A 13,689-nucleotide genomic window follows, 5' to 3' on the forward strand; every position below is an offset into this window, starting at 1 on the left:
GCGGTCCGGCGGGGCCTTTTCTCCGCACCGCTTTGCCCTGGCCTCCCTCTCCGCTCCGCTTTGGCCTGGCCTCCCTCTCCGCTCCTCGCCAGGCCCACGATCCCGCCCCTCTTTTCCGTCCCTGACCGGCAGCCGCCTCCTGGAGGTGCCCCGTGGATTTCCTGACCCCCGCGACCTGGGCCGAAGCCCTGGCCGCCAAGTCCGACCGCCCGGACGCCGTCCCCCTTGCCGGCGGCACCGACGTCCTGGTCGAACTCAACTTCGACCACCGCCGCCCGACCGCGCTGCTGGACCTCACCCGGATCGAGGACCTGGCCGGGTGGACCGAGAAAGACGGCCGGATCCGCCTGGGCGCGGGCGTGTCGTACACGCGAATCATCACCGAGCTAGGCACTCGCCTCCCCGGCCTGGCGATGGCGAGCCGCACCGTCGGCTCCCCGCAGATCCGCAACCGGGGCACCGTCGGCGGAAACCTGGGCGCGGCCTCTCCCGCCGGCGACACCCACCCGATGCTCCTGGCCTGCGACGCAACGATCGAGATCGCGTCCGTCCGCGGCACCCGGCTGATCCCGGCGACAGAGTTCTACCAAGGCGTCAAGCGCAACGCACTGGCCCCCGACGAGCTGATCGCCGCCGTCCACCTCCCGGTGGCGACCGGCCCACAGCAGTTCGCGAAAGTCGGCACCCGCAACGCGATGGTCATCGCAGTGTGCTCATTCGCCCTGGACCTGGCCCCGGAAACCGGCTGGATAGGCGCCGCCGTCGGTTCCGCCGCCCCGACCCCGCGGCGAGCGACCGCCGCCGAGGACTTCCTCCGCGACGCCCTGTCTGATGCGTGGACCTCCCACACTCCGCTGCCGGACACGGTTGTCCGCCGCTTCGGCGAACTGGCCGCGAGCGCCGCGTCCCCGATCGACGACGTCCGGGGCAGCGCCGACTACCGCATCCACGCGATCGCCGTACTGGCCCGCCGGACGTTGAGCTGGGCCTGGGAAGACTATCGGAAAGGCGGGCAGCCGAAATGCGCCTGAACCTCACTGTCAATGACGAGCCGCGCACCGTCGACGAGGTGTGGGAGGGACAGAGCCTGCTCTTCGTGCTGCGCGACCAACTGGGTTTGCCGGGCTCGAAAAACGCCTGCGAACAAGGCGAATGCGGTTCCTGCACAGTGTATTTGGACGGTACCCCAGTGTGTTCGTGCCTGGTCGCGGCAGGCCAAGCCGAGGGCAGGAATGTCCGCACCGTAGAAGGCCTCGCGGACGGCGACCAGCTGGACGCGGTACAGCAAGCCTTCGTCGACGCCGGTGCTGTGCAGTGCGGCTTCTGCACGCCGGGGTTGATCGTCGCCGCGCACGAACTGGTGCACCGGGCGGGTGCCCCTTCGGATCCGGAGATCCGCGAGGCGTTGGCGGGGAACCTGTGTCGCTGCACGGGATACGAGAAGATCCTGGACGCAGTCCGCCTGGCCTCGGCCCGAGTAGGGGAGACTGCGGGGCCCGCATGATGCTTGCGGGCAGCTCACGCCCGCGAGTCTGCGGCGAACGGTGGAACACGTCCGCGACTCAAGCCTCCGCGACATCGGTGCATGTGGTCTTGTGTGGGAGGGCGTAGTTCGGGGTGCTCGTGGATCGCTGTCGAGGTTGGGTGGGTCGCTTCTGTCGAGTCGACTTGAGCTGGGGTCCGCGGCGTCGGTGCATGTGGTCTTGTGCGGGGAGGGCGCAGTTCGAGGGTGCTCGTGGATCGCCGCCCACGCTAGGCGGTCGCTTCCGCCCAGCCAGCGGACGGCTCGCCGCATACCGGGTACCGGCTACGATGGCCGGCTCCGGACCTCCGATCCGTGCCGGAATGCCACCGCCCGACATCTCGCCCGAGCCCGCCTCGGTTCCGCGGTCCATGAAAATGGCTCGGTTCGAGAGCACACCCGTGCCGATGTTTGGCTCGTGACGGCAACCTGCACTCGCGGGCTTGGCCCCGGGGCTTGTCCCGGGTGTGCGGCTCGCGATGGCGATCCGGGCGCGCGGGCTTGGCCCCGGGGCTTGTCCCGGGTGTGCGGCTCGTGACGGCGATCCGGGCGCGCGGGCTTGGCCCCGGGGCTTGTCCCGGGTGTGCGGCTCGTGACGGCGATCCGGGCGCGCGGGCTTGCCCCCGGGCGTGCGGCTCGTGACGGCAACCCGCGTCCGATGGTTCGCCGAGCTGGTCGCGGGGTCGCCGTCCGGGCGGCAGCTCATGCCCGGCGGTTGCTCGAACGGATCCCGGACCCCGCAACCCGCCCGGAGCCCCTCGCCCTACGGCTGGCCAGTCCCGGTCACCGGCCGTTCATCAGATCCGTCTCCGTCACCCCCGGCCCCTGTCCTTCCCGGATGAACCATTCCGTCCCGAATGCCTCGCCGAACTTGTCGTCCGGCAGCGCCAGGAAGAACGACTCCTCGCTGATCTGGCTCCGATGCGCCCGCATCGCCGCCCGCTTCACCTTCAGGTACGCCGTGACGTCCACTTCGGCCGTCAGCTCGGCTTCCGGTTTCCCGATGATCATGTCCTCGTCCGGGCCGCCTTCCTCGCCCGCCGCGCGCGCGGCTTCGGCGGCTCGGCGCATCCGGTCGCGGTTCGCCGAGCCCTGGTAGACCCGCGGCGTGCCCGCGAGTTCGGCCGCGCGCATGCCGACTCGGTGCACCTGGATGTGGTCCGGGTGGCCGTAGACACCGAAATCGTCGTACACCGTGAGCACGTCGGCCGACTCCGCGCGCAAGATCGCCGCCAGCCGCTCCGCTGCTTCCTCGACCGGCGCGCTCCAGAACGTGTCCGGGCCGTCGTTGGAAGGGTCGCCCATCATCCCGGAGTCCTGGTATCCCAGGAACTCCACTCGCGAGACGCCCAGCACCTCGGCCGCTGCCCGCGTCTCCTGCACCCGGCGGTCCGCGAGCTGCTCGCCGTCGTCGAGCAGGCCCTCGGGGATCTCGCCCTTTTCTCCGCGCGTGGCCACCACGAGCACCACCCGGTGCCCCTCGTCGGCCGCTTTGCGCATCACGCCGCCGGTCATGATCGCCTCGTCGTCCGGGTGGGCGTGGAACGTCACCAATGTCGCCATGCCAGCGAACCTACCGGCACCCACCGACAAAAACCGGCGCCCACCCGAAACGGCTTCCGGGGAATCAGCCACACCCTCCATTGTGGACAGGCCGGCTACCCGGGCGGACCTGCCGCTTTATCGGTGCGAGGGGTCCCCTCGCGCGCTCCGGCGGTTGGCTTCTCCCGCCGCCCGGCTTACGCTGGGATCCGCCGGTCCGAGAAGGCGTCATGGCAGAACGCACGAAATGCCTCCTGGACGAGGCCGATCTCCCGGCGTAGTGGTACAACGTGGTGCCGGACCTGCCCGAGCCGCCGCCTCCGCCGCTGCACCCGGGAACCCGCGAGCCCGCGGACCTGGCTCCGCTGTTCCCGCAGGCGCTCATCGAGCAGGAAGTCACCACCGAGCGCTACCTCGACATTCCCGAGGAAGTCCGGGACGTCTACCGGCTCTGGCGTCCGTCCCCGCTCTACCGCGCCCGCAGGCTGGAGAAGGCGCTCGGAACCCGGCCCGGATCTTCTACCAGTACGAGGGCGTCAGCCCGGTCGGCTCGCACAAGCTGAACACCGCTGCGCCGCAGGCGTTCTGCAACGCGGCCGAGGGCGTCACCCGGCTCACCACCGAGACCGGGGCCGGGCAGTGGGGAAGCGCGCCGGCGTTCGCGCGCGCCACGTTCGGGTTGTCCTGCGAGGTCTGGCAGGTGCGCGCGTCGTACGACCAGAAGCCGTACCGCAAGCTGATGATGGAGACCTTCGGCGCGCAGGTGTACCCGAGTCCATCGGACCGCACCGCCGCGGGCCGGGCGATCCCGGCGGAGAACCCGCGGTCGACGGGGCAGCCTCGGGATCGCGATCAGCGAAGCCGTCGAACAGGCCGCGGCGGATCCGGGTGCGTGGTACGCGCTGGGCAGCGTGCTCAACCACGTGCTGCTGCACCAGACGGTGATCGGCGAGGAACCGCTTCGGCAGTTCGAACTGGCCGGCGACACCCCGGACGTGCTCGTCGGCTGCACCGGCGGCGGCTCCGACTTCGGCGGGCTCGCTTTCCCGTTCCTGCGGGAAAAACTGGCCGGGCCGGATGAACCCGGTGATCCGCGCGGTCGAACCGGCCGCCTGCCCCTCCCTCACCCGCGGCCGCTACGCCTACGACTTCGGCGACACCGCCGGCCTCACGCCCCTGCTGAATATGCACACGCTCGGCCACGGCTTCATCCCGGACCCGATCCACGCCGGCGGCCTGCGCTACCACGGCATGTCGCCGCTGATCTCGCACATCTACGAGCTGGGTCTCGTCGATGCGCTCGCGATCGGCCAGCAGGAATGCTTCGCCGCGGGTGTGCAGTTCGCCCGCACGGAAGGCATCATTCCCGTGCCCGAGCCGACGCACGCGTTGGCCGCGTGCATCCAAGAAGCGTTGCGCTGCAAGGAGTCCGGCGAAGAGAAGGTGATCCTGACAGCGCTCTGCGGACACGCGCACCTCGACCTGCCCGCGTATGGCGCGTATCTGGCGGGCGACATGGTCGACAACGAACTTCCGGACACGGCACTGGAGGAATCGTTGGCGGCGCTGCCCCGAAGGAGAGCGGCCGACGGGCCGCGGGAAGCGGCCGTGCTCGGCTCAGCAGACCGCGTCCAGCGGCACGCAACGTCCTCGGGGCCGTTGGCGAACGGGCGTACTCGATGGGGCGGTCCACCACTGGATCACCCCAAAGCCGTCCAGCTGCTCCTTCGTTTCGGCGAACGGGCCGTCGGTCATCGTGCTGGTGCCGTTGGCGGGGCGGACGACGGTGATGGCGTGCGCGGGGCGCAAGCCGCCGACGAATACCCAGGCACCGGCGGCTTCCTGTCGTCGGTGCCCTTGGTGGTGCGGCGGCCAGCCCGGCACCGGCCTCCAGCGTGGTTTCGTCTCCCTGGACGGCCAGCAGCTACTGCTTCCTGGCGAACTCCTCAAACAGCGGGACCGCTCGTGGCCACGAACGCGTGCGACACCATCCGACACCTCGGCAAGAAAATCCGTCACCGTTCCTTGGAGACGGTCGCCAGCAGCTCCGGGCCCCGCGTCACCAGCCGTTGCTGGGCGAGCGAACCCCACCACCACGCCAGCGCGACGCCGGTCGCGATCCCGGCGGGGATGCCGAGCCACTGCAGCACCGGCAGGTCCGCCAGCTTCCCGGCCACGCACAGCGCCACCACCGGCAACGCACCGAGCACGATGAGCAGCGTGGTCGCCAGCATCAGGGCGGCTCGGGCGCACCCGGGGCGTCCGCCGGACGACCACGGGCTGCCGCTGCGGCGTTGATCCGGCAGGGGGAAGGCCAGGAAGACCGATTGCAGCATCAGGACCCCGGCGCCGGCACCCAGTGTGGCCGGGACCAGGCCGAGGACCCATGGGTACGCGCCTGGTACGCCGGTGACGCCGGGCAGGACCAGGGCCAGCACCACGGCCACGGGTGCGACGATCAGGGCCCACGCCAGCTGGCGGCCGCGGATGTCGGCGCGTTCGGCTCCGGGGACGACCAGCGTGTGCCACAGGGCGCTGCCGTCCATTCCGTACAGGTTGCCGGACTGCATCGAGGCGAAAAGCACTACTGCGACACCGAAATACGGCAGCATCACCGACCGGCCACCGCCGCCGGACAGGGCTGGCACGACGGTGATGACGAAGCCGATCAGCAGCGTCGACAGCAGGGCGACGCGTCGGCGGGCGTCTCGCCACCAGGTGTGCAGCTCCTTGCGGGCCACGGCGCCGACCGGAGTCGCGGGCAGCAGGCTGCGTCGCGTGCGGGTGCTCTTCGCGCGGGTGCGGGAGGCACCGCGGAACGACGGAGTGGTGACCTGGCGGGCCAGCAGAGCGCCCCAGAGCACGACCAGAACCGCCACGACGGCGAGCAACGCGGCGAAGAGACCGCCGACAGTGCCCCATTCGCCGGCTCCGGCCGCGTGCACCGCGAGAGTGCCCCAGCCCGAGGGAAGGGCGTGCATGACGCTGACGAAGCCGGGCATCCGGCCGCTGACGATGGCCGGGCCGACGCTGTTCATCACGTAGTTCACCGCGACGCCGGACAATCCGGTGAGCGCCACCAGGATGATGCCCAGTTCCTTGCCCTTGCGCGAGGTCAGCAGCGCACCGAGCGCGGCCATCACCACGCGGTACAGCAGCACTACGAATGCCAGCTGCAGCACGGTGAACACGAGACCGACGAGCGCGGCGCCGGCTCCGAACCGCAGCCCGTAGAACACCAAGCCGAGGAACGCCAGCAGGCTCACCAACGCGGTGATGCCCACGAAGCTCGCCGCGAGCAGGCCGACCGCCAGCTTGCGGCGGCCGATCGGCAGCAGCGCGAAGTGTTCCGGCCGCAGGGTGTCGTCGCCGCCGCCGGTCGCGATCGGCGCGAGCACCCAGCCCGCCATCCACACCGCGTAGACCGAGGTGAGCAGGTCTACGGTGATCCGCGCTTCCGGAGCCGGGAACACCGCGACGCCGATCGTGAACGCGGCCGCCAGCAGCCCGAAGACGCCGCCGACGATTATTCCGGCGATCTGCCGCCCGCGCAGCGAATTGCGCAGGACCCGCAGCTTCAGTCGGACGAGGACGCCAACCACGCCAGCCCCTCCGCTCCACCGGTCCGCCCGCCGACAATGTGCACGAACGCGTCTTCCAGCGTGCCTTCGCCCCGCACGTCAGCCACCGCGCCCGCGGCGACGACGCGTCCGCGCGTGATCACCGCGACGTGGCTGCACAGCTGTTCCACCAACGCCATCACGTGGCTCGACAGCACGACCGCGCCGCCGGATGCGACGAACCGCTGCAGGATCGTGCGGATCGTCGACGCCGAAACCGGGTCCACTGCCTCGAACGGCTCGTCCAGCACGAGCAGCCGGGGACCGTGCAGCAACGCGGTCGCGAGGCCGATCTTCTTGCGCATGCCCGCGGAATAGTCGATGACGAGGGTGCGCTCGGCGTCGGTCAGCTCCAGCACGCCGAGCAGTTCCTGGGCGCGTTCGGCGACCGTGTCCGGCGCGAGCCCGCGCAGCAGGCCCATGTACGTCAGCAGTTCGCGTCCGGTGAGCCGCTCCGGAATGGACAAACCGTCCGGGAGGACGCCGATCAGGCTTTTCGCCCGTTCCGGTTCCCGCCAGACGTCCACGCCGAACACGCGCGCTTCGCCGGCGTCGGGCCGAAGCAGGCCGACCGCCATCGACAGCGACGTCGTTTTCCCGGCTCCGTTGGGGCCGACGAGACCGAAGAACGATCCCCGCGGCACTTCCAGCCGCACATCGTCTACCGCCAGCGTGGTCCCGAACCGTTTGGTGAGTCCGTAAAGCCCCATGGCCGCGTCGTCGGACACCGGTTCCCCCTTCCCGTGGTGTGCGCCTGACTGTACGCGGGGTCACCGACAAAACGCGGGCGGAGTGGTGTCGGAAAGCCGCGGGTCCGGGGTCCCGGACATCGCCAGCAGCCCGCGCACCGTGCGAACCAGTTTGGGCCAGGAGGCGGGTTTCCGGACGTCGTACGCGCGCAGCAGCTGGCGCAGCATGGTGAGCGTGTCGAAGTAGATGCGTTCGCACACCAGTTGTTCGTCAGCGTCGAAGAGGAAGTACGCGGTCATCCGGACCCGGAACCGCTGCCCGGTCGGCGGAATTTTCCCGAGCGGCCCGCGATGCGTGCCCAGAAGCCAGAACTCGACGATGACCGCATCGGCGCTGTGCCGCAGCGCGATGATTTCGTGGTCTTGATCGGGAAAAGCGCGGCGCGTTTCGTCGTAGTAGCCGCGCACCGCGGAATCGCCGTCGTGCACGGTCATCGTCGGCACGATTTCGTAGTGCGGGTGCGGGAACGTCGCCAGCACCTCGTCCCAGTCCTGGCGCACCTCGTCCTGGAAGTGGTCGAGGACGAGCTTGTGCCGGGCGCGCAGCACTTCGGGCGCGGGGATGGCCAACGGGTCCACGGGTTCCTCCAAGCCGGGAGAGCGAAGCCGCAATTTAATCCACGCTGTGGGTTTAACGCAAGTGCGCCATGATGGAGCCGTGAACACGACGACGCGCCGGGGACGCCCGCGCAAGGGAGACGCCAGGCTGTCGCGGGAGGCGATCCTGACGGCCGCGCTGGAAGCAGTCGACGCCGACGGAGCGGCAGCGGTGAGCATGCGGACTGTCGCGCAGCGTCTTGGCGTGGACGCGAAGAGCCTCTACCACCACATCGACGGCAAAGAAGCTTTGCTCGACGCCATCGCGGGTCACGTCCTGGGCGGGATCGACCTCCCCGCGCTGACCGGACAGCCCGAGGAAGACCTCGGCGCGATCGCCCAGTCGTTCCGGAAAGCAACCCGTGCGCACCCGCAGGCCGCCGCGCTGGTCCTAACCAGGCAGTTGCCGTCGATCGCCGCGCTCGCTCCGGTCGAGGCGGTGCTTTCAGTGCTGCGCAAGGCAGGTGCGTCGCCCGAAGAGGCGGTGCACCTGCTGCGCTCGCTCCTGGCCGTCGTCGTCGGCTCGCTCCTGCGCGAGGCGGGCGCGGGGCCGGCGTTCGGTGTCACTGACGAAGCCGGAATCGCCCGCCGCCGCGCCGAATTGGAGCAGACCGGGCTTCCCGCCGTGGTCGGATCCGCGCCGCAGCTGGCGCGATGCGATCACGAAGCGGAGTTCGCCTTCGCCGTCGACCTCGCGGTAGCCGCCACGATGCAGCGACTCGCTACTCCCCGCAGGTGATCTTCGGCTGCGGGTTGTAGCGGACCGACCGCGTGTGCCGCGAAACCTCCCGGCCCGACGAGGCGTCGCGCAGGATCCGGGTGTCGCTCGCGGTGAAACCGGGCGCGCCGCTGGACGCGTGGCAGTTCTCCGCCGAACCCGGTTTCGTCGTCGGCGGCGTCGGATTCGTGCGCTCGCCGGGGACCGACTCGACGGTGTACCGCTTGGTGCCCCACAGCTTCACGGTGATCGACGACGACGTCCAGACGGTCTGGATCGCCACGCCGGTGTCCGAGTCGTTGGTGAACTTCAGGTCGATCACGCTGGCGCCGTTGGGGTTCTGGAACACCGTTGCCTCGCGCGCGGCCGGGTAGCGGCTGATGTAGTAGCTGTGTTCCTTGTGCCCGGCGTCCTTCATCCCGGAGAAGTACGCCGCGTTGTACAGCGTGGTGGCGAACTGCGAAATGCCGCCGCCGACCTCGCGGGCGGGCGCGCCGTTCTCGATCACGCCCGCCTCGACGTAGCCCTGCGGACGTCCGCGCGGACCGGTGAATCCGTTGAGGCTGAACGTTTCTCCCGGCTTCACGATCGCGCCGTTCACCTTCTCGGCGACCACCCGGATGTTCGTGCCGGAGTCGGCGGCGAACCCGCCGGTGCTGAATTCGCCGATGACTTCCTTGACGCCCAGCTTGTCCGCCTGCTCGGTGGTCACCTTCGCGGGCGTCTTCTTGTAGATCGCCTTCAGTTCGCGGCTGTCGGCCTGCTTCAGCGTGGTGGGCAGCGGCTTGAGGCTCTGCTCCCAGTCGACCGTGTTGCCGTCCGCGGACGGCTCGACGACCGGTTTTCCGCCGGAGAACGCGATGGCCGCGTCCTTGCCCTCCTGCTCGGTGGACTTCAGCTGCGGCGCGAGCGCGTCGGTGACCTTCTTCGGGTCGATCCGCGGGGCGAGGCCGCCGCCGTCGGCGGGCACGAACGTGAGCGCACCGGCGATCTGCTCCGGCGTCAGCGTCGCGTCCGCGCCTTCGCCCTTGACGATGATCGGCGCGGACACCGCGGGCTTGGCGAACTCGGCGAGCGCACGCTGAACGCCCTCGGCAGTGGTGCGCACCGGCGCCGGCGCGACCGGGAGCGTCAGTTCGCTGCCCGAAGCCCAGCCGCTCAGCACCTTCGCCCGCGCCGCCGCGACGTCCAGCTTCTGCCCGGACTGCGGCGGGACCGCGACTGGCGTGGTGCCGTCGAACCGGATCGTGCCCTCGGCCGGTGCCCGGTCGACGCGGCCGCGCAGGTCCTCGAGCGCCGGGTCGAGCTTCGCGGCCTCGACGTGCGACACGACGCCCAGTTCGCGCGTGCTGAAGAACGACGTGAGCCGGGTGAAGGGGTTGACCGGCTGGTCGCCCGCCTGGTCGAGGGTGCCGCTCCAGTCGAGGCCCAGCCCGGCCTCGGTCGGCGACAGCTTGGTGCGCGCGTTGCCCGCGGTGACGGTGAGCGGCTGGGTGAGCCGGGGCTCGATCTTCCCGCGCAGTTCGCGTTCGGCGACCGGCCGCTCCAGCCCGCCGACGTCCACGCCGGCCACGACGACGCCGCGCGGCACCCGGCCCTGGCTGGTCAGCAGGTCGATGAGGTACGCGACGACCAGGACGCCGAGCACGCCGCCGCTGATCCAGCCCGCTTTGCGCAGGCCGCGCCTTCGCGGCGGCGACGGAGGTTCCTCCGGTGGTACGACCGGCAGGACCTCGGTCTGGTCGCTGTCGGTTTCCGGCCAGCGCGGTTCGTACTGCACCTCACGACCCCTTCGATTCGCTGCGGTCAGGTGCACAGCGTACGGGCCGAGCCGGACATGCCGGACTACTGCCCCCAGCGGAACAAACCGGTCACCCTTCGTCGTGAGTGCTGGCACCGGTTCTCACCGGCGCCAGCACTCACGACGCTCACCCTGCGTCCGGTTCCGGATTGGCGCCGGCGCGGGCGAGGAAGTCGAAGTCGCAGCCCTCGTCGGCCTGCGTGATGTGCTCCGCGTACAGCGCACCGTAACCCCGCTCGAACCGCGGCGCAGGGGCGGCCCACGAAGCGAGACGACGCTCCAGCTCGGCGTCGTCCACCTGCAACTGCAACGTCCGGGCGGGCACGTCCAGGGTGATCAGGTCGCCGTCGCGGACCAGCGCGAGCGGCCCGCCGACGTGCGATTCCGGTGCCACGTGCAGCACGCACGCGCCGTAACTGGTGCCGCTCATCCGGGCGTCGGAGATCCGCACCATGTCCCGCACGCCTTGTTCCAGCAGATGTGCCGGGATCGGCAGCATGCCGTACTCGGGCATCCCGGGACCGCCGAGCGGACCGGATCCTCGCAGCACCAATACGGAATCAGCGGTGATGCCCAGCGCCGGGTCGTCGATGCGCTCCTTCAAGTCCTTGTAGTTGTCGAAAACCACTGCCGGACCTGTGTGGGTGAGCAGAGCGGGATCGGCGGCGATGTGCTTGATCACCGCGCCGCCGGGAGCGAGGTTGCCGCGCAGCACGGCCACGCCGCCCTCGCTGGCGACCGGGTTGCCGCGCGGGCGGATCACGTCGTCGTCGTGCACGCGGGCGTCGGCGAGAGAATCGGCGAGCCGACGTCCGGTGACGGTGATCCGGTCGAGGTGCAGCAGGTCGGTCAAGCGGGACAGCAGCCCGGGCAGACCGCCCGCGTAATAGAAGTCCTCCATCAGACCGTCGCCGCCCGGCCGGATGTTCGCCAGCACCGGCACCCGGCGCGCGATCGCGTCGAAATCCCGCAGCGACAGCGAAATCCCGCTGCGCCCGGCCATCGCGATCAGGTGGATCACCGCGTTGGTCGACCCGCCGAGCGCCAGCACGGTCGTGATCGCGTCGGCGTACGCGCGCTCGTCGAGGATCTTCGCGATCGTGAGGTCTTCCCACACCATGCCCACGATTCGCGCACCGCTCGCCGCGGCCATCCGGTGGTGCGCGGAATCGACCGCCGGGATCGAGGCCGCGCCGGGCAGGGTCAGCCCCAGCACTTCGGCGGCGGACGTCATGGTCGACGCGGTGCCCATCGTCATGCAGTGTCCGGGGAGCGGGCGAGGCCGTGTTCCAGTTCGGCCAGTTCGCGGTCGCCGATCGTGCCCGCGCGCCGTTCGTCCCAGTATTTCCACATGTCGGTGCCGCTGCCGAGCACCTCGCCGCGCCAGTTTCCGCGCAGCATCGGGCCCGCGGGCACGAAAATCGAGGGCAGCCCGGCGCTCGCCGCACCCATCAGCAGTGCCGGGGTGGTCTTGTCGCAGCCGCCCATCAGCACCGCGCCGTCGACCGGATACGAGCGCAGCAGTTCCTCGGTCTCCATCGCCAGCAGATTCCGGTACAGCATCGGCGTCGGCTTCTGATACGTCTCCGACAGTGTCGCCACCGGGAACTCCAGCGGGAATCCGCCCGCCTGCCACACGCCGCGTTTGACCTGCTCCGCGCGTTCGCGCAGATGCTGGTGGCACGGGTTGATGTCGCTCCAGGTGTTGAGGATGCCGATCACCGGCTTGCCGAGGTGCTCCTCCGGTGCGTAGCCCAGCTGCCGGGCGCGGGTGCGGTGGCTGAAGTTCCGCAGGTCGTCGCCGCCGAACCAGCGGTGGCTGCGCAGGTCCTCGGGTGCCTTCATGCTGCGCGTCCTCTCGGTCGACGGATGGCATCTGATATATGATCGTACGTGTCGACGCTCGGAGACGCCCGCCTGGTTGAATGTGCGGGGACGAGCGCGAAAGCCAGGAGGGTCGGCATGCCGTCCACGTTCAGCCTCCCCGCCTCCCGCACCGAGGTGGTGCTGGAGGAGATCCGGCGCGGCATTCTCGCCCGCGAGCTGGTGCCCGGCCAGCAGCTGGTGGAGGCGGAGCTGGCCGCGCGGCTCGGGGTGTCGAAGACACCGGTGCGCGAGGCGCTCAAGGTGCTGTCCAACACCGGGCTGGTCACGTTCAGCCCGTACAAGGGAGCGTCGGTGTGCGTGGTCGACGCGGAGCTGGCGCGATCGGTCTACGACGTGCGGATGGTGCTGGAACCGGAAGCGCTGCGCCGCGCCGTGCGAGCGGCGGACCGCGCGTCGTTCGACGAGGCCGCGCGGATCCTCAAGGAAGCGTCGGCCGCGGATGCCGGCCAGACCACGTTGAGCCTGCTGAACCGGCGGTTCCACCGCGCGTTGTACGCGGGCTGCGGCAACCCGCTGATGGTGTCGATGCTGGACGACTTGCGCGACCGCGCCGCGCTGATCACCGTGGTCGGCTGGGACGCGAATCCCAGCTGGCGCAAGGAATGGAACGAGCACAAGGCGGTGCTCGCCGCCGCGAGGAAGGGCGACGAGGACGGCGCGGCCGAACTGCTGCGCGCGCACATCGCGGCGTTCCTCGACCACGTGCTTGAGGCGATCGGGGAGGAGTGACGGCGTGCGGTTGCTGCTTGTCGCGGACACCCACCTGCCGAAGCGGGCGAAGGAGCTGCCTGCGCAGGTCTGGGACGAAGTCGCGAAGGCCGACGTCGTGGTGCACGCGGGCGACTGGGTCGACGTCGAGACTCTCGACGCGCTTGAAGCCCGCAGCGCCCGGCTGATCGGCGTTTACGGCAACAACGACGGCCCCGAGCTGCGGAAACGCCTGCCGGAGGTGGCCAGGGAGACGCTGGAGGGCGTCCGGCTGGCGGTCGTCCACGAAACCGGCGACGCGAAAGGTCGTGCGGCCCGCTGCGACGCGTTGTATCCGGACGTCGACGTGCTGATCTTCGGGCACAGCCACATTCCGTGGGACACGGTGACGCCTGGCGGGCTGCGGCTGCTCAACCCCGGTTCGCCCACTGACCGGCGGCGGCAGCCGTTCTGCACCTACCAGACCGCCGAGATCCGCGACGGGCGTCTCGACAGCGTCGAGCTGCACGAGCTGCCTCGGCGCGGCTGAGCGGGTAAAACAGGAG

Annotated in this window: 11 protein-coding genes and 2 pseudogenes; 6 read left to right on the top strand and 7 right to left on the bottom strand. The window is 70.3% G+C overall.

The window, feature by feature from the left end:
• The first annotated feature begins 152 nt into the window (after positions 1-152).
• Both A4R44_RS20150 and A4R44_RS20155 read left to right on the top strand, forming a co-directional pair.
• Positions 153-1,031 carry a xanthine dehydrogenase family protein subunit M gene (locus A4R44_RS20150; protein ID WP_067582792.1) on the top strand — a complete coding sequence of 293 codons (879 nt, stop codon included), beginning with the start codon at positions 153-155 and terminating at the stop codon, positions 1,029-1,031.
• Positions 1,022-1,504, top strand: coding sequence for a (2Fe-2S)-binding protein (locus A4R44_RS20155; protein ID WP_067582795.1), 483 nt, complete (start codon positions 1,022-1,024; stop codon positions 1,502-1,504). The genes A4R44_RS20150 and A4R44_RS20155 overlap by 10 nt, the downstream gene beginning before the upstream one ends.
• 801 nt (positions 1,505-2,305) lie before the next feature.
• On the opposite strand, the gene A4R44_RS20160 is transcribed toward A4R44_RS20155, so the two are convergent.
• A complete protein-coding gene (locus A4R44_RS20160; protein WP_067582798.1) occupies positions 2,306-3,085 on the bottom strand; it encodes a PIG-L family deacetylase in 780 nt (259 codons plus the stop codon).
• A gap of 269 nt (positions 3,086-3,354) precedes the next feature.
• Between A4R44_RS20160 and A4R44_RS45945 the strand changes: the two are divergent.
• Positions 3,355-4,636: pseudogene (locus tag A4R44_RS45945) on the top strand (TrpB-like pyridoxal phosphate-dependent enzyme); the annotation flags it as partial.
• A gap of 45 nt (positions 4,637-4,681) precedes the next feature.
• Here the strand turns inward: A4R44_RS45945 and A4R44_RS47395 are convergent.
• From A4R44_RS47395 to A4R44_RS20180, 4 genes are all read right to left on the bottom strand, one after another.
• Positions 4,682-4,948, bottom strand: coding sequence for a YciI family protein (locus A4R44_RS47395; RefSeq protein ID WP_232791692.1), 267 nt, complete (start codon positions 4,946-4,948; stop codon positions 4,682-4,684).
• 131 nt (positions 4,949-5,079) lie between these two features.
• Complete coding sequence (locus tag A4R44_RS20170; RefSeq protein WP_067582804.1) at positions 5,080-6,666, bottom strand: hypothetical protein; 1,587 nt, start codon at positions 6,664-6,666, stop codon at positions 5,080-5,082.
• Positions 6,642-7,412 (bottom strand): ABC transporter ATP-binding protein, encoded by a 771-nt coding sequence (locus A4R44_RS20175; protein WP_067582806.1) that lies wholly within the window; start codon positions 7,410-7,412, stop codon positions 6,642-6,644. The genes A4R44_RS20170 and A4R44_RS20175 overlap by 25 nt, the downstream gene beginning before the upstream one ends.
• 42 nt (positions 7,413-7,454) lie before the next feature.
• Positions 7,455-8,012, bottom strand: coding sequence for an ester cyclase (locus A4R44_RS20180; protein ID WP_067582809.1), 558 nt, complete (start codon positions 8,010-8,012; stop codon positions 7,455-7,457).
• A 79-nt stretch (positions 8,013-8,091) separates the two neighbouring features.
• Here A4R44_RS20180 and A4R44_RS20185 point away from each other — a divergent pair, with 79 nt between their 5' ends.
• Entirely contained in the window at positions 8,092-8,769 is a 678-nt protein-coding gene (locus tag A4R44_RS20185) for a TetR/AcrR family transcriptional regulator C-terminal domain-containing protein (protein ID WP_067582812.1), read from the top strand.
• Here A4R44_RS20185 and A4R44_RS20190 read toward each other — a convergent pair.
• Positions 8,753-10,528 (bottom strand): VanW family protein, encoded by a 1,776-nt coding sequence (locus A4R44_RS20190; RefSeq protein WP_067582815.1) that lies wholly within the window; start codon positions 10,526-10,528, stop codon positions 8,753-8,755. The two genes, A4R44_RS20185 and A4R44_RS20190, sit on opposite strands and share 17 nt — an antisense overlap.
• A 148-nt stretch (positions 10,529-10,676) precedes the next feature.
• Positions 10,677-12,394 (bottom strand): annotated as a pseudogene (gene araD, locus A4R44_RS20195) (L-arabinonate dehydratase).
• Between the two features lie 117 nt (positions 12,395-12,511).
• On the opposite strand from araD, the gene A4R44_RS20200 reads away from it, so the two are divergent.
• Both A4R44_RS20200 and A4R44_RS20205 read left to right on the top strand, forming a co-directional pair.
• Positions 12,512-13,165, top strand: a complete 654-nt coding sequence (locus tag A4R44_RS20200) for a GntR family transcriptional regulator (protein WP_067582818.1) — start codon at positions 12,512-12,514, stop codon at positions 13,163-13,165.
• Between the two features lie 4 nt (positions 13,166-13,169).
• Positions 13,170-13,673, top strand: a complete 504-nt coding sequence (locus tag A4R44_RS20205; protein WP_067582821.1) for a metallophosphoesterase — start codon at positions 13,170-13,172, stop codon at positions 13,671-13,673.
• Positions 13,674-13,689 lie beyond the last annotated feature (16 nt).

The sequence above is a fragment of the Amycolatopsis sp. M39 genome (assembly GCF_001651785.1).
Classification (GTDB): Bacteria; Actinomycetota; Actinomycetes; order Mycobacteriales; family Pseudonocardiaceae; genus Amycolatopsis; species Amycolatopsis rubida.